Annotated in this window: 21 protein-coding genes, 1 tRNA gene and 1 pseudogene; 9 read left to right on the forward strand and 14 right to left on the reverse strand. The window is 71.7% G+C overall.

Annotated elements, in window-relative coordinates; all coding sequences use genetic code 11:
• Positions 1 to 114: 114 nt before the first annotated feature.
• The 5 genes from ACIGA3_RS04800 to ACIGA3_RS04820 all read right to left on the reverse strand — a co-directional run bounded on the left by ACIGA3_RS04800 (position 115) and on the right by ACIGA3_RS04820 (position 5,236).
• Positions 115 to 774, reverse strand: coding sequence for a class F sortase (locus ACIGA3_RS04800; protein WP_399710530.1), 660 nt, complete (start codon positions 772 to 774; stop codon positions 115 to 117).
• 12 nt (positions 775 to 786) lie between these two features.
• A complete protein-coding gene (locus ACIGA3_RS04805) occupies positions 787 to 1,398 on the reverse strand; it encodes a hypothetical protein (protein WP_399710532.1) in 612 nt (203 codons plus the stop codon).
• Between the two features lie 117 nt (positions 1,399 to 1,515).
• The gene (locus tag ACIGA3_RS04810) at positions 1,516 to 2,295 is read right to left on the reverse strand and encodes an HAD-IIA family hydrolase (protein WP_399710534.1); all 780 of its coding nucleotides are present in this window, start codon (positions 2,293 to 2,295) and stop codon (positions 1,516 to 1,518) included.
• A gap of 597 nt (positions 2,296 to 2,892) precedes the next feature.
• Positions 2,893 to 3,903, reverse strand: a complete 1,011-nt coding sequence (locus ACIGA3_RS04815) for a hypothetical protein (protein WP_399710536.1) — start codon at positions 3,901 to 3,903, stop codon at positions 2,893 to 2,895.
• Between the two features lie 211 nt (positions 3,904 to 4,114).
• Positions 4,115 to 5,236 carry an ROK family protein gene (locus tag ACIGA3_RS04820; protein ID WP_399710538.1) on the reverse strand — a complete coding sequence of 374 codons (1,122 nt, stop codon included), beginning with the start codon at positions 5,234 to 5,236 and terminating at the stop codon, positions 4,115 to 4,117.
• A gap of 56 nt (positions 5,237 to 5,292) precedes the next feature.
• Between ACIGA3_RS04820 and ACIGA3_RS04825 the strand changes: the two genes are divergently transcribed.
• From ACIGA3_RS04825 to ACIGA3_RS04835, 3 genes are all read left to right on the forward strand, one after another.
• Positions 5,293 to 6,366, forward strand: a complete 1,074-nt coding sequence (locus ACIGA3_RS04825) for a Gfo/Idh/MocA family oxidoreductase (RefSeq protein ID WP_399710539.1) — start codon at positions 5,293 to 5,295, stop codon at positions 6,364 to 6,366.
• Positions 6,366 to 6,842, forward strand: a complete 477-nt coding sequence (locus tag ACIGA3_RS04830) for a heme-degrading domain-containing protein (protein ID WP_399710541.1) — start codon at positions 6,366 to 6,368, stop codon at positions 6,840 to 6,842. Before ACIGA3_RS04825 ends, ACIGA3_RS04830 begins: the two co-directional genes overlap by 1 nt.
• Positions 6,843 to 6,934: 92 nt before the next feature.
• Positions 6,935 to 7,816 carry an LLM class F420-dependent oxidoreductase gene (locus tag ACIGA3_RS04835; RefSeq protein WP_399710543.1) on the forward strand — a complete coding sequence of 294 codons (882 nt, stop codon included), beginning with the start codon at positions 6,935 to 6,937 and terminating at the stop codon, positions 7,814 to 7,816.
• Between the two features lie 20 nt (positions 7,817 to 7,836).
• On the opposite strand, the pseudogene ACIGA3_RS04840 reads toward ACIGA3_RS04835, so the two are convergent.
• Positions 7,837 to 8,025 (reverse strand): annotated as a pseudogene (locus tag ACIGA3_RS04840) (hypothetical protein); the annotation flags it as partial.
• A gap of 83 nt (positions 8,026 to 8,108) precedes the next feature.
• On the opposite strand from ACIGA3_RS04840, the gene ACIGA3_RS04845 reads away from it, so the two are divergent.
• Positions 8,109 to 9,122, forward strand: a complete 1,014-nt coding sequence (locus ACIGA3_RS04845) for an SEC-C domain-containing protein (RefSeq protein ID WP_399710545.1) — start codon at positions 8,109 to 8,111, stop codon at positions 9,120 to 9,122.
• An 18-nt stretch (positions 9,123 to 9,140) separates the two neighbouring features.
• Here ACIGA3_RS04845 and ACIGA3_RS04850 read toward each other — a convergent pair whose 3' ends face one another.
• Positions 9,141 to 10,172, reverse strand: a complete 1,032-nt coding sequence (locus tag ACIGA3_RS04850) for a YDG/SRA domain-containing protein (RefSeq protein ID WP_399710547.1) — start codon at positions 10,170 to 10,172, stop codon at positions 9,141 to 9,143.
• Positions 10,173 to 10,527: 355 nt separating this feature from the next.
• On the opposite strand from ACIGA3_RS04850, the gene ACIGA3_RS04855 reads away from it, so the two are divergent.
• Positions 10,528 to 10,830 carry a hypothetical protein gene (locus ACIGA3_RS04855; RefSeq protein WP_399710549.1) on the forward strand — a complete coding sequence of 101 codons (303 nt, stop codon included), beginning with the start codon at positions 10,528 to 10,530 and terminating at the stop codon, positions 10,828 to 10,830.
• A gap of 200 nt (positions 10,831 to 11,030) precedes the next feature.
• On the opposite strand, the gene ACIGA3_RS04860 is transcribed toward ACIGA3_RS04855, so the two are convergent.
• Together ACIGA3_RS04860 and ACIGA3_RS04865 are read right to left on the reverse strand one after the other, a co-directional pair.
• Positions 11,031 to 12,524, reverse strand: coding sequence for an MFS transporter (locus tag ACIGA3_RS04860; protein ID WP_399710551.1), 1,494 nt, complete (start codon positions 12,522 to 12,524; stop codon positions 11,031 to 11,033).
• A 130-nt stretch (positions 12,525 to 12,654) separates the two neighbouring features.
• The gene (locus ACIGA3_RS04865) at positions 12,655 to 14,004 is read right to left on the reverse strand and encodes a DUF445 domain-containing protein (protein ID WP_399710553.1); all 1,350 of its coding nucleotides are present in this window, start codon (positions 14,002 to 14,004) and stop codon (positions 12,655 to 12,657) included.
• Positions 14,005 to 14,195: 191 nt separating this feature from the next.
• Here ACIGA3_RS04865 and ACIGA3_RS04870 point away from each other — a divergent pair, with 191 nt between their 5' ends.
• On the forward strand, positions 14,196 to 15,530 hold the full coding sequence (locus ACIGA3_RS04870; protein ID WP_399710555.1) for an SGNH/GDSL hydrolase family protein: 1,335 nt from the start codon (positions 14,196 to 14,198) through the stop codon (positions 15,528 to 15,530).
• A gap of 43 nt (positions 15,531 to 15,573) precedes the next feature.
• Complete coding sequence (gene rdgB / locus ACIGA3_RS04875; RefSeq protein ID WP_399710557.1) at positions 15,574 to 16,176, forward strand: RdgB/HAM1 family non-canonical purine NTP pyrophosphatase; 603 nt, start codon at positions 15,574 to 15,576, stop codon at positions 16,174 to 16,176.
• Between the two features lie 43 nt (positions 16,177 to 16,219).
• Here rdgB and ACIGA3_RS04880 read toward each other — a convergent pair.
• The 4 genes from ACIGA3_RS04880 to bcp form a co-directional block, all read right to left on the reverse strand.
• A tRNA-Leu gene (locus ACIGA3_RS04880) sits at positions 16,220 to 16,303 on the reverse strand.
• Between the two features lie 20 nt (positions 16,304 to 16,323).
• Positions 16,324 to 17,007, reverse strand: coding sequence for an HNH endonuclease (locus ACIGA3_RS04885; RefSeq protein WP_399710559.1), 684 nt, complete (start codon positions 17,005 to 17,007; stop codon positions 16,324 to 16,326).
• Positions 17,004 to 17,657, reverse strand: coding sequence for an HNH endonuclease signature motif containing protein (locus ACIGA3_RS04890; RefSeq protein ID WP_399710561.1), 654 nt, complete (start codon positions 17,655 to 17,657; stop codon positions 17,004 to 17,006). Before ACIGA3_RS04890 ends, ACIGA3_RS04885 begins: the two co-directional genes overlap by 4 nt.
• 146 nt (positions 17,658 to 17,803) lie before the next feature.
• Positions 17,804 to 18,271 carry a thioredoxin-dependent thiol peroxidase gene (gene bcp / locus ACIGA3_RS04895; RefSeq protein ID WP_399710563.1) on the reverse strand — a complete coding sequence of 156 codons (468 nt, stop codon included), beginning with the start codon at positions 18,269 to 18,271 and terminating at the stop codon, positions 17,804 to 17,806.
• Between the two features lie 93 nt (positions 18,272 to 18,364).
• On the opposite strand from bcp, the gene ACIGA3_RS04900 reads away from it, so the two are divergent.
• Both ACIGA3_RS04900 and ACIGA3_RS04905 read left to right on the forward strand, forming a co-directional pair.
• Positions 18,365 to 18,700 carry a DUF3618 domain-containing protein gene (locus ACIGA3_RS04900; RefSeq protein ID WP_399710564.1) on the forward strand — a complete coding sequence of 112 codons (336 nt, stop codon included), beginning with the start codon at positions 18,365 to 18,367 and terminating at the stop codon, positions 18,698 to 18,700.
• Positions 18,701 to 18,849: 149 nt separating this feature from the next.
• The gene (locus ACIGA3_RS04905; protein WP_399710806.1) at positions 18,850 to 19,152 is read left to right on the forward strand and encodes a co-chaperone GroES; all 303 of its coding nucleotides are present in this window, start codon (positions 18,850 to 18,852) and stop codon (positions 19,150 to 19,152) included.
• 83 nt (positions 19,153 to 19,235) lie between these two features.
• On the opposite strand, the gene ACIGA3_RS04910 is transcribed toward ACIGA3_RS04905, so the two are convergent.
• A complete protein-coding gene (locus ACIGA3_RS04910; RefSeq protein WP_399710808.1) occupies positions 19,236 to 21,614 on the reverse strand; it encodes a transglycosylase domain-containing protein in 2,379 nt (792 codons plus the stop codon).
• Positions 21,615 to 21,876 lie beyond the last annotated feature (262 nt).

The following is a 21,876-nucleotide window of genomic DNA, read 5'->3' on the forward strand; positions in this document are numbered from 1 at the left end:
TCCCCCCTGGGCGCATTTGCTCCTCAGGGCCAATCGTGGCATGCCGGCCGTGCCGGACATGCGGAGACGTGGAAGCCAACGCCCTTGATTGTCAAGGCTGTTGACAGGGCGTGCTCAGGCTCCCGTACCGGTGAGGTACGCGGAGACGACCACGTTGGCCGTGTAGGTGCGGCTCGCGCGGTCGTAGGTGCCGCCGCAGGTGATCAGGCGGAGTTCGGCGCGGCCGGGGTGACGGGTGCCGTAGGCGCGCTCGGCGTCGAAACGGTCGGCGGGGAGCACCTCGACGTCGTCGATGGTGAACCGGGCGACCTGGCCGTCCGCGCGGACCACCCGGACGGTCTCACCGGGTTCGAGGGTGCTGAGCCGGTAGAAGACGGCGGGCCGGGTCTCGGTGTCGACATGGCCGACGAGCAGCGCGGTGCCGGCCGCGCCGGGTGTGGTCCCGGCGCCGTACCAGCCGACCACCCCCGGCTGGTCGAAGGGCGGCGGGTCGATGCCGCCCCGGCTGTCCAGCCCGCGTGCCACCACCGGTGCCTGGATGGCCAGTTGGGGGACGTCGACGCGCTGCGGGGCGGAGTCGGACAGCGGGGTCGCCGGGGCGGGCAGCGGGATGCCGCCGAGTCCGGCCACATCGCCGTGCGCGGTGCCGGCCGGGTTCTCCGGCAGCCCGGTCACGTCCCGCCCCCAGAGCCAGAGTCCGAGCAGCAGCACGGCCCAGGCCACGACCGTGATCAGCCGGCCGGTGGCGGTGGTGTGCCCTCGCTCCTCGGACATTCCGGCTCCCGCTCAGCCGTTGTTCCGGCTCCGCCGGGACCGGAGCGCCCCGACCGTGACCGCCGCGCAGCCGGCGAGGGCCAGCCCGGTCAGGGCCTGGGCGGCGCCGGGGCCGGAGCCGGTGGGGGCCACGGTGGCGAACAGGGTGCTGTTGCCGGCCCCGGCGCTGTCACCGGCCGCCGTACCGCCGCCGCCCGCGTGGACCGGGGCGACCGGGGAGGGCCCGGTGTCCGGCCCCGAGTCGGAATCGGAGTCGGAGTCGGGGCGTGTGCCGTGCCCTGACTCGTCGACGCTGATCCGGCCGGTGAACGAGTAGTCGGCGCAGGTGATCCGCACGTCGTAGGCGCCCGCCTTGAGCGAGGTGCGGACGCGCGTCTCCCCGGAGAGGTCGCCCTGTCCGCCGGTCAGCCGGGCGTCCGAGACGAACGCGCTCGACACCGCCGTGCCCTGCGACGCCGTGCAGCCGCGCACCCGCAGCGACACATCGGTACCGGGGACGGGGACGGCCGGGGCCACGGTGAGCCCGCCGGTGCCGTGCGAGTCACCGTCCGCCGCGTGGGCCACCGGGGTGAACGCGGCGGCGGCGAGGATTCCAGTACAGAGAGTGAGGCGAAGTGAGCCCATCGTGAACCTCCAGATATTGGGAGGTTCCCCCGTCCGGTGCGCTTCCGCATCCTCACAGGGCGTCCGGTTGCTCCGTACGGGTGGGATCGGGTTTGAAGATGCCGACAAACCCCCAGCTCAGACCAGGTCTACGAGATCCGCGATGGAGTCGACGACCTTGGACGGACGGAACGGGTAACGGTCGATCTCGTCCGCCTGGGTGACCCCGGTGAGCACCAGGAAGGTGCGCATCCCGGCCTCCAGTCCCGCGAGCACGTCGGTGTCCATGCGGTCGCCGATCATCGCGGAGGTCTCCGAGTGGGCGCCGAGCACATTGAGCCCGGCGCGCATCATCAGCGGGTTGGGCTTGCCGACGAAGTACGGCTTCTTCTTGGTCGCGGCGGTGATCAGCGCGGCGACCGAGCCGGTGGCGGGCAGCGCGCCCTCGGTGGAGGGGCCGACGTTGTCCGGGTTGGTGGCGATGAACCGGGCGCCGGCGTTGATCAGCCGGACCGCCTTGGTCATGGCCTCGAAGGAGTACGTACGGGTCTCGCCCAGGATCACGAAGTCGGGGTCGTGGTCGGTGAGGATGTAGCCGACGTCGTGCAGCGCGGTGGTCAGCCCGGCCTCGCCGATGACGTACGCGCTGCCGCCGGGCCGCTGCTCGTCCACGAACTGGGCGGTGGCCATCGCGGAGGTCCAGATGTTCTCCACCGGCACCTCCAGGCCCAGCCTGGTCAGCCGGGCGTGCAGATCGCGGGCGGTGTAGATGGAGTTGTTGGTCAGCACCAGGAACGGCCGCTCGGCCTCGCGCAGCTTCTTCAGGAAGGCGTCGGCGCCGGGGATCGGGACCCCCTCATGGATCAGGACGCCGTCCATGTCGGTGAGCCACGACTCGATGGGCCTGCGATCTGCCATGCGTGCGTCCTCCTGCGGGTGTCTGCCGACGGCTGAGAGGTCCAGGGTAGTTAGGCGGGCGTGGTTGTGGGCGGCGGGCGTGGTTGTGGGTGGCGGGTGGTTGCTGGGTGGCGGGTGGTTGCTGGGCGGCGGGTGGTTGCTGGGTGGCGGGTTTCGGGGGAGGTCGGCGGGGTGCCTGGGGCTGGATGCGGCCTGCGGCGGGGCCTGGGTGGGTGAGGCTGGTGCGGTCTCGGCGGGACCTGAGCGGTTCCGGGGTGCCTGGGGCTGGATGCGGCCTGCGGCGGGGCCTGGGTGGGTCGGGCTGGTGCGGTCTCGGCGGAACCTGAGCGGATTCGAGGGGCGAGGGCGGCCGCCCTGGGCGGGGCTGCGCGGGTCGGAGACCCGAGGGCGTCGTGTCGCTGTGAGCCAGGTGGAACGAGGTGGCTCCTTCGGCGCGGCGGGGGCCGGGGTGGTTCCGGAGGGGCGACGGGCCGGCGAGGGCGCGCTGCCGGTTTCAGCCGGAGGCAGGGCAGCCGCCGCGAGCGGCTCCGGGGGCAGGGGCGCGGTGTTGCCCTGGAGAGGAGCCCGGCGGCGGCCGCGAGGGGGCGTCGAGTGAGGTCAGCGGCGTCTGCGGGCCAGTACCAGCGCGGTGCCGCCGAGAAGGATGAGGAGTACGGCGGCCGCTGTGAGGAGGCCGCGCGGTACGGCCTGGCCGGTGCGGGCGAGCTCGGCGAGCTGCTGGTCGGGGTCCTCGGCGTCGTCGGCGTCGGCGTTGGGCGGGGAGGGGTCGACGGGGGCCAGGGGGGCGGTGGTGGCGGCTGCGGTGGCGGAGGGTTCTTCGGCGGCCGGGGTGACGCCTGCCTCGGTGGTGTCGGGGGCGCGGCTGGGATCGACCGGGGTGCTGTCGGGGTCTGCGGGGTCGGTCGGGCCGGGGGTCCGACCGGGCTCATCGGTGCCGACCGGGCGGTCGGGCTCGTCGGTGCCGGACGGGTGGTCGGGCTCGTCGGTGCCGGTCGGCCGGCCGGGCTCATCGGTGCCGACCGGCTGGTCGGGGCGGCTGGACCGGTCCGGCTCGGCCGGCGGTACGGGGCCCTCCGTACGGCCGGGGTCGCGCTGCTCGTCCGGGTCCCGTTCGGGCTCCTCGCCGTCGATGTCGAAGACGTAGTCCTCGGACTCCCCCACCCATTCCCCGTCCTGGCCGCGCCGCTGGACCAGGGCGGCCTTGGCGGTGACGTGGTCGGCGAAGGCGTCGGAGGTGATCATCAGGCGGAGCTTGACGGTGACCGTCCTGCCGGGCGCCACGGTGTACCCGGCGAAACCGTCGGCCCCGACCACGCCGACCAGTTCCTGCCGGTCGGTGCTCTCCAGCCGGACCGGGCGGCGCTTGTGGCCGTCGTAGAAATCGAGTTTGGCCTGCGACGGTCGCAGAAGACGCTCGTCGTCGACGAGGACCACGACCGGATGGACACCGGCGCACGCCTGCGACCCGGTGTTGACGAGGTCGATGTACCAGGTACCGGGCGCCCCGCCGGCCCGGTAGGTGGCGGGACCGCCGTGGATACGGGTGTCGAGCGGGAAGGAACCGTCATCACCCGCCGTGCACGGGGCCACCGCGGCCGCGGGAGACACGGGCGCGAGTGCGGTGACGGCGACGAGACAGAGCGAGGCGGGCACGGATGCGGACGCGGAAGATCGAGACAGGGACAACGACAGGGCCGAGGACAATCGCATGAACACATGAACATGCCGGAAACCCGTCCCCCGCCACCGCGCCACTCCGGCCCCGCCCTCATCTCCGCCCGATCAGTGGACCCCGGCTGCGCCAACCGGCAGGCCCCTCTCAGCCCCCTGCCCGCCCGAACACCGGCGCCAGCAGCAACTGCCCCGCCCCCGCGGCCACGACCCGCTCCCCGCCCGGCGCCAGCCGCACCGGGACCGTCTCGCCGGGCAGCCCCTCGCGCCGGGCCCGCGCGGCGAGAATCCCGGAGACCCCCTGGACGTAGACCCCCGGCGCCGACGCGATGGTCCGCCCGCCGAGCAGCACACGGTCGATGTCCAGCAGCCCCGCCAGATTCCCGGCCCCCACCCCCAGCACCCGCGCCGCCTCCGCGGTCTCACCACGGCCGACGGCCGCCAGGCACAGCGCCTCCAGGCACCCCCGGTCTCCGCACTCGCACAGCGGCCCGTCCAGCTGGATCACCTGGTGCCCGAACTCCCCGGCCCCCGTCCGCGCCCCCCGGTGCACACTGCCGCCTATCACCAGGCCGGCGCCGAGGCCCGTACCGAGGTGCAGATAGGCGAACGACCCGCGCTCGCCCCCCGCCGCCAGCCCGAGCGCCGCCGCGTTGGTGTCCTTGTCGACGACCACCGGCGCCCCGAGCCGCCCGGCGAGCGCGTCCCGCAGCCCGAACCCCTCCCACTCCGGGAACCCGGTCACCCGGTGCAGCACCCCGCCCACGTGGTCCAGCGGGCCCGGCAGCGCGACCCCGACCCCGAGCAGCGTCCCGGCGTCCGCGAGCCCGAGGCCCAGCACCTCCGTGACCAGCGCGGTCACCTCGTCCGCGACCAGGGCGAGCACCGTCTCCGCGCCGCCGCCGAGGCCGACCTCGCCGCGCCGCTCCCCCACCACGGTGCCGTTCAGATCGAGCAGCACCACCCGCAGTTCGTCCCGGTCCAGATGCACGCCCACCGCGTGCCCGGCCTCGGGGACCAGGCGCAGCACGGTGCGCGGCTTGCCGCCGGTGGAGGCCCGGCGTCCGGCGTCCGCGGCGAAGCCGTCCTCCCGCAGCCGCCCGGTGATCTTGCTGACGGCCTGCGGGGTGAGCCCCGTGCGCTCGGCGAGTTCGAGCCTGCTGATGCCCTCCGGCCCGGCGCCGCGCAGCAGATCGAGCACGAGCGCGGTGTTGTGCGACCGCACCGCGAGCAGATTCGCCCCCGCCGGGTTGCTCCTCGTCCTGTTCACGGGTCCATTCTCCCCGCCGCTTGCACTTTGGCAACAGCGTTGCGAAAGTAGGAGGCATGACTGGTACACCCCTCCGCGTCGGCCTGATCGGCTACGGCCTCGCCGGCTCCGTCTTCCACGCCCCGCTGATCGCCGCCACGGACGGTCTCGTCCTGGACACGGTCGTCACCTCGAACCCCGAGCGCCAGGAGCAGGCCCGCGCCGAGTTCCCGGACGTCCGCGTCGCCGCCACCCCCGAGGAACTGCTCGAGCGCGCCGGTGAGCTGGACCTGATCGTCATCGCGTCCCCGAACAAGACGCACGTCCCGCTCGCCACCGCCGCGATCAAGGCGGGTCTGCCGGTCGTCGTGGACAAGCCGATCTCCGGCACCGCCGCCGAGGCCCGCGAACTGGCCGCCCTCGCCGACGAGCACGGGGTACTGCTCTCCGTCTTCCAGAACCGCCGCTGGGACAACGACTTCCTCACCCTGCGCAGGCTCATGGCCGACGGCGCGCTGGGCGACGTATGGCGCTTCGAGTCCCGCTTCGAGCGCTGGCGCCCGCAGCTGAAGGGCGGCTGGCGCGAGTCCGGCGACCCGGCGGAGATCGGCGGTCTGCTCTACGACCTCGGCAGCCACGTCGTCGACCAGGCCCTGGTGCTGTTCGGCCCGGTCACCGAGGTGTACGCCGAGGCGGTCGTACGGCGGGACGGCGCCGAGACGGACGACGACACCTTCCTCGCCCTGACCCACGCGAGCGGCGTCCGCTCGCACCTCTACGTCTCCGCGGCCACCGCCCAGCTCGGCCCCCGCTTCCGGGTGCTCGGCTCGCGCGCCGGCTTCGTGAAGTACGGCCTGGACCCGCAGGAGGCGGCGCTGCGCGACGGCGCCCGCCCCGGCACCGAGGCCGCGTGGGGCGTCGAGGAGGAGTCGCTGTGGGGCCGCCTGGGCGCCGGCGAGTCCCCGGTCACCGGCGGCGGCACCGCCGTCGAGACGCTGCCCGGCGACTACCCCGCCTACTACGCGGCCGTGGCCGCCGCCGTCCGTGGCACCGGCCCCAACCCGGTGACCGCGCTGGAGGCCGCCGAGACCCTCGACGTACTGGAGGCGGCCCGCCGCTCCGCCCGCGACAAGGTGACGGTGACCCTCTGATGACGCAGCCGCAGACCACTCAGAGCGTGGCGGACCTGGAGGCGCAGGAACAGCGCCTTAAGTTCCGTACCTTCACCCACGACGACGCCTGGGCGCTGGGCTCCCTCCTGGTCGAGCTGGGCCGGGAGCGGCAGGCGCCGATCGCCGTCGACATCCACCGCGCCGGCCAGCAGCTCTTCCACGCGGCACTGCCCGGCTCCACCCCGGACAACGACGCCTGGATCGCCCGCAAGCGCCGGGTCGTGGAGCGCTACGGCGCCGCCTCCTACCTGGTCGGCTCACGCTTCCGCGCCAAGGGCACCACCTTCGAGGACTCGTCCCGGCTCGACCCCGACCGCTACGCGGCGCACGGCGGCTCCTTCCCGATCACCGTGGAGAACGTCGGCGTCGTCGGCTCGGTGACCGTCTCCGGCCTGCCCCAGATCGAGGACCACCGCCTGGTGGTCGAGGCCCTGGAGCGGTTCCTCGGCGAGTGATCGCAGCGCGGGACTACCGCGCGGCTCCCTCCGGTTGAGTCCGTCGTGCACGACGATCGACGGCACGACATCCAGCCGGAGGGAACTACCCGATGAGCGACTCGACGACCGGGAGCATCGACAAGGCGGCGATCGGCCGGTACGGCGTCTGGAGCGTCGGCCTGCGCAACGAGGACCCGGGCCGGCGCGGCGAGATCGGTGAGACGGCGGCCGAACTCCAGGAACTCGGCTACGGCACCGCGTGGCTCGGCGGCAGCAGCGCCCCGGTCAACGCCCTGCCGCTGCTGGAGACGACCGACCGGCTGATCGTCGGCACCAGCATCCAGAGCATCTGGCAGTACGACGCCGAGGAGAGCGCGGCCGGGTACGCCGAGGTGGACGCCGCGCACCCCGGCCGCTTCCTGCTCGGCCTGGGCGTGAGCCACGCCAAGTTCGCCGACCAGTACCGGCGGCCGTACTCGGCGCTGGTCGACTACCTGGACGCGCTGGACGCGGCCGGTGTCCCGGCCGGACGGCGCGTACTGGCCGCGCTCGGACCGAAGACCGTACGACTGGCCGGCGAGCGCTCCCTGGGGGCGATCCCCTATCTCGTCACCCCAGAGCACACCGCGCAGGCCCGCGAGCTCCTCGGCCAAGCCCCGCTCCTGGCACCGGAATTCGGCGTCGTACTGGAATCCGACCCGGCCCGCGCCCGCGAACTGGCCCGCGCCCACCTGGACATGTACCTCCAGCTTCCCAACTACACCACCAACTTCCAGCGCCTCGGCTTCAGCGAGGACGACCTGCGCGACGGCGGCAGCGACCACCTGATCGACTCGCTGTACGCCTGGGGCGACGACGACCGCATCCGGGACAAGGTGAACTCCTTCCTCGCCGCGGGCGCCGACCATGTCGCCCTCCAAGTCGTGCACGCCGGTTCCCCGGACGACCTGCCCCGCGCGGCCTGGCGGAAGCTGGCGGGCATCCTCATCTGACCGCCCCTGCCCCCGGCCGCTCATGACAGCACCGCCCGCTCCACCGCGCTCCAGGTCGTGCTGGTGACGACGTAGAGCGCGGCGGCCAGCGGGACCACGGCGACGGTCACCAGGGTGAGAAAGGACAGGAACGGGGCCACCTTGCCGACAACCCCGAGCCCCGGCACGGTGTCGATGGCCAGGGCAGGGCTCTCGACCGCTGTTCGCTTGGCCCGCGCTCGCCATGAGTTGGAGGAATCTCCACCTCGGGCGCCCTCCTCCGCTGTCACCCCTCGGCAGTACGGTGTCATCCATGCGCCCCGACACGCCTGCCGAGAACGTCGACCACACCGCTGAAGCGGCACGCCTGGAGCGGACCGCCGGCCTGTACCCCGAGGACGCGGAGGCCCTGCTGCTGCGCGCCGCGGCCCACCTCGAACTGTCCGGCGCCCGCCCCGCGGCGACCGCGCTCTACGACCGCCTGCTGTCCTCCGCCGGCCCCCTGGAGCATCCGCAGCTCGTCCGCGCCCTGAAGGCGGCGAACCTGTGGGAGTACGGCCATGAGGCCGAGGCACGAGCGATCATCGACGGCATCCGCGCCACGGCTCCGCGGGAGGCGGCGCCCTGGGTGATCGTCGCGGAGTCGCTGGAGTCGCACGACGAACTCCAGGCGGCGCACGAGACGTTCCACGAGGGCGCGGTCCTGCTCCTGACGGACGTGCCGGAACCCCCGTACGCCACGCACCCTCTCCTCTTCGGCCGCCACCGCGTCCGCCGCATGCTGGGCCTCCCGCACGACACCTGGGACGCCCTCGCCGACACCCTCCACACCTCCCCGGTCTCCCTGGACGAACTCCACGACCCCAAGCGCGTCTGGTCCCTCGGCTCGGAGAACCCCGCGGAACTGGAGGCCGAACTCTCCCGCCTCCGAGCCGAACTCACCACAGCCCGCGAGGCGTTGTCCCGCCCGTACCCGGTGGCAGTCCTGCACTGGCCGTCGACGGAACTGACGGAACTCGTGGCGGCGTATCCGACGTTGGAGTCGGAGTACACCTCCCACTCCGGCCATCTCGCGACAATAGAGACGTCCCTGAGCGAACTCGCCGCCTCCGGCACCCCGAACCTCGGGATCGTGACGGGCACAGTCCCGTCGTACGAAGCCTTCGCGGCCTCGGAGGGCGCCTCCCCAGCAGACCCCTCCCTGCTGCCCCAGTACGCAACAACACTGGCGGCCCGCGGCTTGGCGATCGCGTGGCCGCCGCAGCGGGGGGCGGCATGCTGGTGCGGGTCCGGGCGCGCCTATGAGGTGTGCCACGGGATAAAGTAGGGCGCACCGACCCCGGCCCTACGACTGGCTGGGGTCACTCGCCCCCTGCCACCAATCACGGTGGTAACGGACATACCCCTCGTGCACCCTGTGCTTGCGGTGCATCTTGAGCTTGGACCGCACAGCGTCGCCAAACAGTCCAGCCCGAACGACGATGGACCAGTCCTCGTCGATCACGATGGCACCCATGTCGAATCGCACGTGACAATTGGGGCACAGGCAAAGGATGTTTCGTTCGACGTCCGGGCCACCGTGCGGCTTACCCAGGGGCCTTATGTGCGCACCCTCACTGTAGGGCTTCGCGTCGGGGCCTACGATCCGCGTGCCGCAGATCTGACACTCATGCTCGTAGAGATCCTTGATGCGCCGGGCAGCAGCGGCATCTCGAACAATTCGCTGCACTGACACGGCACGCGTCCTGGGCAGCTTCTCACTGTCCGAGAACTCGACCTCCTCGTCCTCTACGAGCCCGTCCCCCAGCTCTCCCTGCAACAGCTCTTCCTGCTGAACCAAAACAGCCGTGATGTCGCGCTCCGCCTCAGTCAACTCCTGCTTTTCATCAGGAAGTCGCTCAAGCTCGAACTGGCAGATCTCGATCGGCGAGCCGCTTGGAGCCGGAGACTTAGAAATGGCAGTACGAGCAGCAGTGATCCGGTACAGGCCGTCATACCTGTACTGGTCGGGAAGCGAGTAGCGTTGGTCACCCTTGGGACCGCGAATGATCCGGACGTCGATCCCGCGCTCATAGCTGAGCTTTAGCGCAGCATTATCTCGATAGTCCCAAGACTGGCTACGCAGCAGCTTCTTGCCATTTTTATCTGCGTCCGGAGAAGCGCCGGTATAGAGAACGCGATACCACTCGTCCTCGTCGTCCTCGTATCCACCGTTCAAGACGATCGCATCGGCTACGTACACACCATCTTGGCCTTTGAGGCGGGAGATGCCGCGCATGTTATCGGCATGAAGGTTGGCATACTTGGCATCAAGACGGCTTGCGAAGACTGAGCCAGGGACTACGCCATCGATGTGGCCGATGCGACGCTCGTTCATGCCCCTCATGGTGACCCAGGCTGATCATGTTTGTCACGTCGTTTGGTTCGACCTGATCTGGTTCTGAACGTATCGCCCCATCAATTGATACGGCTTGGGTCGGCGGCTACGCCACCGCCGCTAGGTCCACCAAGCCGAACAGCAGGACTCACCCCGGCGGGAGTTGGGTGAGAAGGCGGGCGGTTTGAAGGGTCTCCAGGTGGTGGGCCACGGCTGTCCGCGATCGGAGGGGCATGGGGGATGGTTGTGGCCACGTCGGGGGTGGGTGACCCGGTCGATGCTCGTTCCGTACCGCGCGTTAGCCTCGGCGGCAGACATACCGAACAACGACATACGGGGACGACAGGAGACACCCATGCCCAAGATTCCCGGCGCGGCCCTCGCCGCCACCGGACTCATCGGCGGCTACGGCGTCGCCCGTTGGACCAAGAAGCGCCCGCTCGGCGGGGTCGTACTGGCCGCTGCCGGCACCCTCGCCGCTCGTGAGTGGAACGCGCGGGCCGGGGCTCCTACGGCCGCCGCGCTGACCGGTGCCTACCTCGCCGGCTTCGCCGGTTCGCACCCCCTCGCCAAGAAGGTCGGCGCCTGGCCGTCCGTCCTCGGCGTGGCCGGTGCCGTCGCGCTCGCCTCCTGGGCCCTGGCCGACCGCCGGGGCTGAACACCGCCTCGTCCGCCCGGTCCTGGGCGGCCGGCGGGGTTGAACACCGCCTCGGCTGCCCGGCCCTGCCCGGCCCTGGCCGGCCGCCGATGCCAGGAAAGCCGGGGCCGTCCGACGAACACGGACAGCCCCGGCTCCGCAAGACAAGGCCAACAGGCCCCCACACGCCCCGGCCCCGGTCCCGCCAGACCAACAAGCCCCTACCCCACCCCCACCCCCTTCTCCTCGGAGCCCGCCGAGGACGACAACGGCGTAGCCACGTCCTCCAGTGACCGCCCCTCCGCCCGCACCGCCAGCACCGCCGCCACCAGCCCCGCCACGCACATCAGCGCCGCGCCGATCTGGAAGGCCAGCACCGTGTCGCCGACCCGGCCCGTGCCCGTGAGGTCGGCGAACAGCAGCGGGCCGCTGATGCCGCCCGCCGCCGTGCCGAGGGCGTAGAAGAAGGCGATGGACATGGCACGCGTCTCCATCGGGAAGATCTCCGAGACCGTCAGATAGGCGCTGGACGCGCCCGCCGAGGCGAAGAAGAGGACCGCGCACCAGCAGGCCGTCAGGGTGGCCGCACTGAGGACGCCCCGGTCGAAGAGCCAGGCCGTGCCGAAGAGGAGGACACCGGAGAGCAGGTACGTCGAGGAGATCATCACCCGGCGCCCCACCGTGTCGAACAGCTTGCCCAGCAGCAGCGGGCCGAAGAAGTTGCCGACCGCGATGACGGCGAAGTAGTAGCCGGTACGGTCCGCCGGGATGTCGTAGAAGCGGGTCAGGATGGCGCCGAAGCCGAAGGTGATCGCGTTGTAGAGGAACGCCTGGCCGATGAAGAGGGAGAAGCCGAGCACCGCGCGCCTGCGGTAGCGGCCGAAGACGGTCCGGGCGATCTCGATGAAGGTCACACTGCCGCGCCGCCGGATCTCCAGCCGGCCCTCCGGCGCGGGCAGCGGCTCCCCGCGCTCCTCCTCGATCCGCCGCTCGATCCCGGAGACGATCTCCTCCGCCTCCCGGTCCCGCCCGTGGATCAGCAGCCAGCGCGGGCTCTCCGGTACGTGCCGCCTGACCAGCAGGATGACGAGAGCCAGGACCGCGCCGAGCGCGAAGGTCAGCCGCCAGCCGATGTTCTCCGGCAGGAAGGCCGTGTCGAGCGCCAGGATGGACAGCAGGGAGCCGCCCACCGCGCCCAGCCAGAAGCTGCCGTTGATCATCAGGTCGACCCGGCCGCGATAGGCCGCCGGGATCAGCTCGTCGATCGCGGAGTTGATCGCCGCGTACTCGCCGCCGATGCCGAAGCCGGTCAGGAACCGGAACAGGAAGAACCACCACGCCTCGGTCGACAGCGAGGTCAGCGCCGTCGCCGCGAGATACACCGCCAGCGTGATCATGAACAGCTTGCGGCGCCCGAAATGGTCCGTCAGGCGGCCCCAGAACAGGGCGCCGACGCACGCACCGGCCACGTACAGCGCGGCCGCGGTGCCCGTGACCTGCCCGGAGCTGATCGACAGGCCGCTGCCGGGCTCGGACAGCCGGCCCGCGATGTTGCCGACGACCGTGACCTCCAGGCCGTCGAGAATCCAGACCGTGCCCAGGCCGATCACGATGGTCCAGTGCCAGCGGGACCAGGGCAGGCGGTCCAGCCGGGCCGGAATGTCACTGCTGGTCGTACCGCCGGCCGCCGACGGTGTCCCGGTTGCCGTGCTCATCGGCACCCCTCGCTCATCCGCACCCCTCGCTCATCGGCACCCCTCCTCGTCGAAGGACGAGTTACGGGTGCCCGCGCCACGCGGGAACAGACCGCCCGGACGGGCAGGCTCACCTGGCCGGAGGAGTCGTTCAGCCGCCCAGCGCCCGCGACACGGTGTAGATCACCAGTCCGGCCAGCGAGCCGACCACCGTGCCGTTGATCCGGATGAACTGGAGGTCACGCCCGATGTGCGCCTCGATCTTGCGGGTGGTGTGCTCCGCGTCCCAGCCCGCCACGGTCTCGGTGATCAGGGAGGTGATCTCCGTGCGGTAGCTCGTCACCACGTGGACGGCCGCGCCCTCCACCCAGCGGTCGACCTTGCCCTGCATCTTCGGCTCGGTCGCCAGCCGCTGCCCGAGCGACATCAGCCCGGCCCGCACCCGCAGCCGCAGCTCGCTCTGCTCGTCCTCCGCCGCCGCGACGATCATGGACCGTACGGCGGTCCACGCGGAGGCGATCAGGTCCTGCACCTCGTCCCGCGCCAGCACCTCGCTCTTGAGCCGCTCCACCCGCGCCCGCGTCTCGGTGTCGGACTGGAGGTCGGAGGCGAAGTCGGTGAGGAAGCGGTCCAGGGCCGCCCGCGCGGGGTGTGCGGGCATCTCCTGCATCTCGGTGACGAAGCGCAGCAGTTCCTTGTAGACGCGGTCGCCGACCTTGCGGTCCACGAAGCGCGGGGTCCAGCCCGGCGCGCCGCCCTCGATGGCCACCATGACGTCGTTCCGGTGCCGCTCCAGCCACTCATGGGCGCGGCCCACCACCAGGTCGACCACGCGCCGGTGGCCGCCGTCGGCCACGATCCGGTCCAGCAGCTTGCCCACGGCGGGCCCGATCTCCCGCGCGTCGGCCCGCCGGGTGATCGCCTCCCCCACCACCGCCTGCACGTCCGAGTCGCGCAGCACGGTCAGCGCGCCGCGCAGCGCGGTGGCCAGCTCGGCGGTGACCCGGTCGGCGTTCTCCGGGCGGCCCAGCCAGTCGCCGAGCCTGCTGCCGATGCCGACGGCGGCGAGCCGCTGGCGTACGACGTCCTCGGAGAGGAAGTTCTCGCCGACGAACTCCCCCAGGGACACGCCCAGCTGGTCCTTCTTGGTGGGGATGATCGCGGTGTGCGGGATGGGCAGGCCCAGCGGATGCCGGAACAGCGCGGTGACCGCGAACCAGTCCGCGAGCGCGCCGACCATGCCGGCCTCGGCGGCCGCCGCCACATAGCCAGTCCAGGGGCCCGCCCCCGAGTGCCCGGCCCAGGTGGCCAGGACGTACACGACGGCGACGAACAGCAGCAGTCCGGCCGCCGTGAGCTTCATGCGCCGTACGCCGCGCTGCCGCTCCTCGTCGGCCGCCGTGAAGGCGGTCATGGTCCGGTACGACCCGGCCCGTCCGGCAGCCGTGGCCGGCCGGGGGGTACGCCCCGGCTTCGCCTCTTCCGTTTGCGCGCGTTCCATCTCGCTCCGCCCGATCGGTGATCCCGCACACACATTGTCCCTTCCCGTCGGCGCACGGAACGGACGGGAAGTTCCCGGCGTCAGACTGGGAGGGGGGTTCGGGCAGGTGCCCGTCAACTCCGTTCGCCCATATGCCGCATCATGGTGTACCGATCGTCCGGCTTCCGTCGCCCGAGGAGAACAACGCCAGCGTGACCAAGCGCCACGGTTATGCCCTGCTCAGTGCGCTCGTCGCACTCGTCGTCGCCCTTTCCGTCACGATCCTCCTCAGGACGGCGTCCGGCGACAGCACCTCGGGGTCCACGGCCACGGGCCGGCGCCCCCACCACGGTTCCTCCGCCGCTCCCGCCTCCGCTGGCACCTGGGTCGGCTCCTGGGCCGCCTCGCCGGTGGGCGCCGAACCCGGCACCGAGACGACCGGGCTCGCGGGCCGCTCGGTGCGCAACGTCGTGCACGCGAACACCGGCGGTACGAGCGCCCGCGTCACCCTGTCCAACCTGTACGGCCAGGCCCCCCTGACCATCACTCACGTCACGCTGGCCCTCTCGGCGGGCAAGGGCACCGCCGCCGCCCGTGCGGAAACGATGCGGCGCCTGACGTTCGACGGGGCCTACGCCGTCACCATCCCGGCCGGGGGCCAGGCGGTCAGCGACGCCGTGCGGATCGTCGTACCGCACGACCAGGACGTACTGGTCACCACCTACTCCCCCACGCCGTCCGGCCCGGTCACCATCCACCCGCACGCACGGCAGATCTCGTTCGTCGCGGCCGGTGACCGCACCGCGGAGGCGACGGGCATCCCGTACGCGGAGCGGAGCGCGTACTGGCGTTATCTGACCGCGCTCGACGTGCTCAGCAACGAGGCGGACGGCACGGTCGTCGCGTTCGGCGACTCCATAACCGACGGCGTCACCTCCACCATGGGCGAGAACCGCCGCTGGCCCGACGTGCTGGCCTCCCGACTGCGCTCGGCCGCCGCGAGCGGGGCGGACGTGCCGCGCTACTCCGTCGTCAACGAGGGCATCTCCGGCAACCAGGTGCTGGCGAACGGCCTGGGCAGGCCCGCCGAGAACCCGAGCGGCCTGTCCCGCTTCGGCCGCGACGCGCTCTCCCGGCCCAACGTCAGGATCGTCGTCATCGACCTCGGCATCAACGACATCGCGCACTCGCGGTCGCCCGCCGACGGCAAGAAGATCACCGACGGGCTGCGCACCCTGGTCCGGCAGGCGCACGCGCGCGGTCTGAAGGTCGTCGGCACCACCCTGACGCCCTTCGGGGGCCACCGGACCTGGCGTCCGGCCCTGGAGACGATGCGCCAACAGGTCAACGCGGAGATCCGGGCCGGCCGGGTGTACGACGCGGTGGTCGACTTCGACCTCGCCCTGAAGGACCCCACCGCCCCGCACCGGATGCGCCCGGTGTACGACTCCGGCGACCATCTGCACCCCAGCGACCTCGGGTTCCGCAAGATGGCCGAGACCCTGGACCTGAGCCTGCTCAAGGGCGCGGGACAGACGGAGCTGTAACCCCCGGCGGGACTTCGGCGGGTAGCCGGGGATACTGGCCCCCATGACCCGCCTGATCCTCGCCACCCGTAACGCCGGAAAGATCACCGAGCTGAGGGCCATCCTGGCCGAAGCCGGTTTGCCGCACGAGCTGATCGGCGCCGACGCCTTTCCCGAGGTCCCGGACGTCAAGGAGACCGGCGTCACCTTCGCGGAGAACGCCCTGCTGAAGGCCCACGCGCTCGCCCGGGCCACCGGACTGCCCGCCGTCGCCGACGACTCCGGGCTCTGCGTCGACGTGCTGAACGGCGCCCCCGGCATCTTCTCGGCCCGCTGGGCCGGCCGCCACGGTGACGACCGCGCCAACCTCGACCTGCTGCTCGCCCAGCTCTCCGACATCGCGGACGAGCACCGGGGCGCCCACTTCGCCTGCGCGGCCGCGCTGGCCCTGCCGGACGGCACCGAGCGGGTGGTGGAGGGGCAGCTGCGCGGCGTCCTGCGGGGGGCTCCGGCGGGTACGGGCGGCTTCGGGTACGACCCGATCCTGCGGCCGGAGGGCGAGACGCGGACGTGCGCGGAACTGAGCGCCGCGGAGAAGAACGCGATCAGCCACCGGGGGAAGGCGTTCCGGGCGCTGGTGCCGGTGGTGCGGGAGTTGTTGGGCTGAACGCACGAGTGAGGGGCCGCCCGTCGGCGGCCCCTCAGTCACGTGCGGCCGGTGGGACTCGAACCCACACGGGCTTTCGCCCACAGCGTTCTAAGCGCTGCTCGGCTGCCAGTTACGACACGGCCGCTTGCACGGTCATGATACCGGTCACGTCCCGGATATCCGAGGGGAGCGTCGACTGCCCCCTCGGCACCAGGTGCTCGTGACGGCATGGCAGTTGGGACACAGGAACCGCAGGTTCTCGCGCCGGTCGTCGCTCCAGTCGCCGTTGATGTGGTCGACCTCCAGGGTCATGGGTCTGCCCAGCCACACGGGGCCGACCCCGCAGTCCGCGCAGACGTCGGGCTCGCCCACCTCCAGGAGCGCCCGGCGCAGCAGACGGGTTCTCGTCCGACGACTGCCGTCGTGCTGGATCAGGATGTCCGAGGCGCGCCGGAGTGGCACGGTGCCCGAACCGCCTCGCTGGTGCGCCTGCCCGAGGAAGTGGGAGGTGTCGAGGCCGTCCTCCGCCACCCAGCGGCGGAGCATGGTGCGTGCTCTGTTGTGGTAGGGCTCCAGGCCCAGCGCGCGAAGCGTGTCCGCGACAGAGGTCGATTCCGCGACCGCCTCGCGCAGCACATCAGCGGCTGGTCTGACATGTGCGACGCTCGCTCGCTTGCCCCGAGGCATGTGGGAGACGTCGATCCCGAAGTGATCGAAGCGCCGGAAGAGATGACACCGGAGCTGCCCGTACGGTGTGGTGCCGAAGTAGGCGATGACCTCATCGATGTCGGCACACCGCGCGGCCGCTTCAGCCAGCCGGTCCCTGGTGTACCGCGCGCCGCCGCTCATGCGACACCATCCCCGCCTCGCCCCTTGCCGCGTCCCCGGTAGCTGTCGGTTGTGGAGTGGCAGTTGGGGCACAGGAACCGCAGGTTCTCCGGTCGGTTGTCGCGCCAGTTTCCGTCGATGTGATCGACCTCCAGCGGCAGGGGGCGTCCTCTCCACACCGGCTCGACACCGCACTGGGCACATCGCTCTCGTCGGCCCATCGCGATGAGCGCCCCCTTGAGCCGATCACCTGGGATTCGCCGCTCCCGGCCGGTCAGCTGCTCGACGAGCGGTCCCTCCGGTGTCCGCGGCTGCCAGGCCCTGCCTCGCTGGGTCGGTACCCGAAAGTGCGAGGTGTCGATCCCGTACGCCTTGATCCGTCGGCTGATGTGCGTGTGATGGCCGCCGACGACGTCCAGCCCGAGATGACGAAGCACCTCGCACGTGTTCGTCGAGGCGGCGACCGCTGTCTCGAGAGTCTCCCGTGTCCACTTCACCCCCTCCCGCTCGAAGTGCGACGTGTCCACGCCCAGCGTCTTCATCCGTCCCCACACATGGCGCCGCGTCGAACTCTTCGGGTCCACCCCCAGTCTCTCCAGCGCCTCCGAGAGATTCCGCGCCCCCCGAGCCGCCTCTTCCAGCCGCTCCCTGGTGTACGTACTGGCCCCCATCGAGCCCCCTCCGTTCCGGCCGCGCGTTCGCCGCCCGGATGGAGTAACGAACCGGTTATCGGACAGTCACGCCCGGAAAACGCGAACGGCCCGCACCAGGTCACCCCGGTGCGGGCCGTCGGACGGCGGGGCGGGGCCCCGTGGGGTCAGATGCCCAGATCCTTGATGATCTTCGCCACGTGGCCGGTGGCCTTCACGTTGTACAGGGCGCGCTCGACCTTGCCGTCCTCGTCCACGACGACCGTGGAGCGGATGACGCCGACGACGGTCTTGCCGTAGAGCTTCTTCTCGCCGAAGGCGCCGTACGCCTCCAGGACCTTCTTGTCCGGGTCGGCGAGGAGGGTGACCTTCAGGTCCTCCTGCTCGCGGAACTTGGCCAGCTTCTCCGGCTTGTCGGGCGAGACGCCGATGACGTCGTACCCGGCACCGGCCAGCAGGGCGAGGTTGTCGGTGAAGTCGCACGCCTGCTTGGTGCAGCCGGGGGTAAGCGCCGCGGGGTAGAAGTACACGATGGTCTTGCGGCCCTTGTGGTCCGACAGGGACACCTCGTTGCCGTCGGCGTCGGGCAGGGTGAAGGCGGGGGCAACGTCCCCGGGCTGAAGTCGCTCGCTCATCCGGCCAGCCTAACCGGGTGCCCCTGCCGTGCGGTGTGGCGTGAAGCTGACAGACTGTTCGGAACAGCACCAGGAGATTTCGGAGGCCGTGCGGTGGCGGAGACGTCGGACACCAGAACACCGGCGCAGATCGAGGCGGACATCAAGCGCCGTCGCGAAGTGCTGGCCGAGACGCTCGACGAGATCGGCGTGCGGGTGCACCCGAAGACGATCGTCGGGGATGCCAAGGCGAAGGCCGTTGCCGGCGTCGACCGTGTCTTCGGACGGACGTACGTCCAGGTCAATCGGGTGATGACCGAGGTACGGGACCAGTTCGTGGACGACGACGGCGCGCCCCGGATGGAGCGCATCGTGCCCGCCGCGCTGATCGTGGCCGGGACGCTCGGACTGATCGTCGCGGGGACGCGCAAGCGCAAGCACAGGCGCTAGCACGTACGACACCTACGACCGGGTCGCCGCGGCGGGCAGCCGTGGCGGCCCGGAGGCGTGCCGGCGTCGCGCGGGCAGGTAGGTTCGGGGGCGTGAGCGCCAACAGAGACGAGCAGAGCACCCCCCACCACGACAAGCTGCCCATCCGGATGCTGCACGACCGGGTGCTCGTGCGGCAGGAGACCGGTGAGGGCGAGCGCCGTTCGGGCGGCGGCATCCTGATCCCCGCGACGGCGGCGGTCGGGCGGCGGCTGGCCTGGGCCGCGGTGGTCGCGGTCGGGCAGAGCGTGCGCACCGTGGAGCCCGGCGACCGGGTCCTGTTCGACCCGGAGGACCTGGCCGAGGTCGAGGTCCGGGGCATCGCGTACGTGCTGATGCGCGAGCGGGATCTGCACGCGGTGGCCGCGGACCGGTTCGAGGGGTCGGAGGACTCCACGGGGCTGTATCTCTGAAACCCCGCCGAGAACAACCCCCGCCCAGAACGCGAGAAGGGGCTGACGACCTGGTCGTCAGCCCCTTCTCGTGTTGTCCGGTGCTACTGGCGCCGGGCCGTCTGCGGGGCGATGAAACCGCCGGGCAGACCGGTCGTGCCGGGGTCCGCGCCGCCGCCCGTGGCGTCACCGCCGGGCGGGCCGCCGGGGCCGCCCGTGCCGCCGCCGGTGGCTCCGCCGTCCGTGGCCGGGCCGCCCGTCGTGCCGTCGGTGGTGGCGCCGCCCGTGGTGGTCGGGTCGACCGGCGTGGTGCCCTGGGTCGGGGTGCCGGTCGTGCCGCCGTTGTCCTGGCCGCCGTCGGCCGGCGTGGTGCCCTGGCTCGGGGTGCCGGTGGCGCCGCCGTTGTCCTGGCCCGCGTCGGTGCCGGGCGAGGTCGAGGGCAGGGTGCTGGGCGCCACGACGTCGGCGCCGGCCTGGAGCTCCAGGTCGAAGCTCGCGGCGGGCTTGCCGCGCAGCGCGGCCCGCGTGTACTGCGCCCAGATCTCGGTGGGCGGGCCGCCACCGTTCATGCGGGGCGCGCCGAGGGCTGTGTACAGCGGCTTGTGCTTGGCCGTCACCGGGTCCTGGCCCATCACGGAGACGACCGTGGCGAGGTCGGGGGTGTAGCCCGCGAACCAGGCGGCGGTGTCCTCCTCGGCGGTGCCGGTCTTGCCGGCGGCCGGGCGGCCGGCGGCCTGCGCGGCCGTGGCGGTGCCGCCCTCGACCACGCTCTTGAGCACGGAGGTGGTGGTGTCGGCGGCCTCGCGGCTGACGGCCTGCTTGGTCTGGCGGCCGGGCAGGTCGACCGGGACGTTGTCCTTGCTGATCTTCTCGATGATCGTGTACGTGCCGTGCCGCCCGTGGTTGGCCAGGGTGGCGTACGCCTCGGTCATCTCCAGCACGCTGGCGGTGGCGGTGCCCAGCGCGATGGACGGGGACGGGTACAGGTCAGGAGTGTCGGCGGGGACGCCGAGGGCGATCGCGGTCTCCTTGACCTTGGGGCCGGTGACATCGGCGGCCATCTGCGCGTACACCGAGTTGACCGAGAGGTCGGTGGCCTTGCGGATGGTGATCTTGCCGTACGACTTCTGGTCCTCGTTCTCCGGTGCGTAGCCGGAGCCCGACCAGCCCTGTACGGGACGCTTGTTGGTGCCGTCGTAGTACGTGTTGGGCGTGATGCGCTGGCCGTCCTGGGTGGCGGACGCGTTCTGCACCGCCGAGGTGAACACGAACGGCTTGAAGGTGGAGCCGACCTGGAAGTCGCCCCGGGTCGCGCCGTTGGTGTACTGCTGCACGTAGTCGACGCCGCCGTACATCGCCACGATCTTCCCGGTCCTGGGGTCGATCGAGGCGCCGCCCGCGCGGACGTAGGTGTCGGCCTTGCGGTTCTTCTTGTCCAGCTTGGAGATCAGCTGGTCGTCGACGGCCTTGACGAACGCGTCCTGCTTGGGCTTCTGGATGGTGGTCGTGATGCGGTAACCACCCGTGGCGAGCTGCTCCTTGGTCAGGATGTCGTGCCCGACGAGGTACTCCTTGACGGCCTCGACGAGGTAGCCGCGCTGGCCGGACATGCCGGTGGAGACGGTCTGCTCCCTCGGCATCGGGAACTTCATGCCGGTGCGCTCGGACTGGGCCAGCCAGCCCTTGGAGACCATGCCGTCCAGCACGTAGTTCCAGCGGGCGAGCGCGGCCGGCTTGTTCTCGGGGTGGGCGACGACGTCGTACTCGCTGGGCGCGTTGACCAGCGCGGCGAGGTAGGCGCCGCGGGCCGGGTCGAGGTCGATGGCGTCGCGGCCGTAGTACGCCTGGGCGGCGGCCTGGATGCCGTAGGCGTTGCGGCCGAAGTAGCTGGTGTTGAGGTAGCCCTCGAGGATCTCGTTCTTCGACTTCTCGCGGTCCAGCTTGATCGAGATGAAGAACTCCTTGGCCTTACGGGTGACCGTCTGTTCCTGGGCCAGGTAGTAGTTCTTCACGTACTGCTGGGTGATGGTGGAGCCGGACTGCTTGCCCTTGCCGAGGGCCGTGTTCCAGCCCGCGCGGAGCATCGCCTTGGGGTCGACGGCGGACTCGGTGTAGAAGTCGCGGTCCTCGGCGGCCAGGATGGCGTGCTGGGCGCCCTTGGCGATCTGGGCGAGGCCGACGTTCTCGCGGTTGATCTCGCCGTCGCGGGCGAGCTGGGAGCCGTCCGCGTACAGGTAGACGGTGGCCTGCTTGGTGGCCAGGGCGTTGGCGGCGGGGATCTGCACCATGGAGTAGCCGAGGAACAGCAGCCCGATGATCACCATCGCGCCGAGCACGAGGGTGCCGAGCACCATCCGCCAGGTGGGGAAGATCCGCCGCCAGCCGGTGCGCTTGGGCCGCTTGGGCTTCTTGCCGCCACCGGCACCGCCGCCGTCGCCACTGCCGCCGTCACCGCTGCCGCTGCCGCTCGCCTGCGGGGTCACGGCGGGCTCGGAGGGGGTGCGGGGCAGGACGGTGGTGGCACCGGCCGCGGCGGTCGGGACGGCGGGGGCCTTGGGCGCGTCGCCACCGGGCTCGGCGGTCTCGCCGGGCCGGGGCGCGCTGACCCGGCGCAGCACCTGCGTGCTCTCCGCGGGCGGGGGCCGGTCGGCCTTGACGCGCCGGAGCACCTGGGTGCTCTCGGGCGCCTGCTCCGGCTTCCCGCTCGCGGTACGGGGCTTTGCGGACCCGGTCGGCGCGTTGACC

This window comes from Streptomyces sp. NPDC085596, assembly GCF_044541565.1.
In the GTDB taxonomy this organism is placed as follows: domain Bacteria; phylum Actinomycetota; class Actinomycetes; order Streptomycetales; family Streptomycetaceae; genus Streptomyces.

Coding starts and splice junctions, on each gene's coding strand:
- ACIGA3_RS04800 (WP_399710530.1), bottom strand. CDS start 774: ATGTCCGAGGAGCGAGGGCACACCACCGCCACCGGCCGGCTGATCACG.
- ACIGA3_RS04805 (WP_399710532.1), bottom strand. CDS start 1,398: ATGGGCTCACTTCGCCTCACTCTCTGTACTGGAATCCTCGCCGCCGCC.
- ACIGA3_RS04810 (WP_399710534.1), bottom strand. CDS start 2,295: ATGGCAGATCGCAGGCCCATCGAGTCGTGGCTCACCGACATGGACGGC.
- ACIGA3_RS04825 (WP_399710539.1), top strand. CDS start 5,293: ATGACTGGTACACCCCTCCGCGTCGGCCTGATCGGCTACGGCCTCGCC.
- ACIGA3_RS04830 (WP_399710541.1), top strand. CDS start 6,366: ATGACGCAGCCGCAGACCACTCAGAGCGTGGCGGACCTGGAGGCGCAG.
- ACIGA3_RS04835 (WP_399710543.1), top strand. CDS start 6,935: ATGAGCGACTCGACGACCGGGAGCATCGACAAGGCGGCGATCGGCCGG.
- ACIGA3_RS04845 (WP_399710545.1), top strand. CDS start 8,109: ATGCGCCCCGACACGCCTGCCGAGAACGTCGACCACACCGCTGAAGCG.
- ACIGA3_RS04850 (WP_399710547.1), bottom strand. CDS start 10,172: ATGAACGAGCGTCGCATCGGCCACATCGATGGCGTAGTCCCTGGCTCA.
- ACIGA3_RS04855 (WP_399710549.1), top strand. CDS start 10,528: ATGCCCAAGATTCCCGGCGCGGCCCTCGCCGCCACCGGACTCATCGGC.
- ACIGA3_RS04860 (WP_399710551.1), bottom strand. CDS start 12,524: ATGAGCACGGCAACCGGGACACCGTCGGCGGCCGGCGGTACGACCAGC.
- ACIGA3_RS04865 (WP_399710553.1), bottom strand. CDS start 14,004: ATGGAACGCGCGCAAACGGAAGAGGCGAAGCCGGGGCGTACCCCCCGG.
- rdgB (WP_399710557.1), top strand. CDS start 15,574: ATGACCCGCCTGATCCTCGCCACCCGTAACGCCGGAAAGATCACCGAG.
- ACIGA3_RS04885 (WP_399710559.1), bottom strand. CDS start 17,007: ATGAGCGGCGGCGCGCGGTACACCAGGGACCGGCTGGCTGAAGCGGCC.
- ACIGA3_RS04890 (WP_399710561.1), bottom strand. CDS start 17,657: ATGGGGGCCAGTACGTACACCAGGGAGCGGCTGGAAGAGGCGGCTCGG.
- bcp (WP_399710563.1), bottom strand. CDS start 18,271: ATGAGCGAGCGACTTCAGCCCGGGGACGTTGCCCCCGCCTTCACCCTG.
- ACIGA3_RS04905 (WP_399710806.1), top strand. CDS start 18,850: ATGCTGCACGACCGGGTGCTCGTGCGGCAGGAGACCGGTGAGGGCGAG.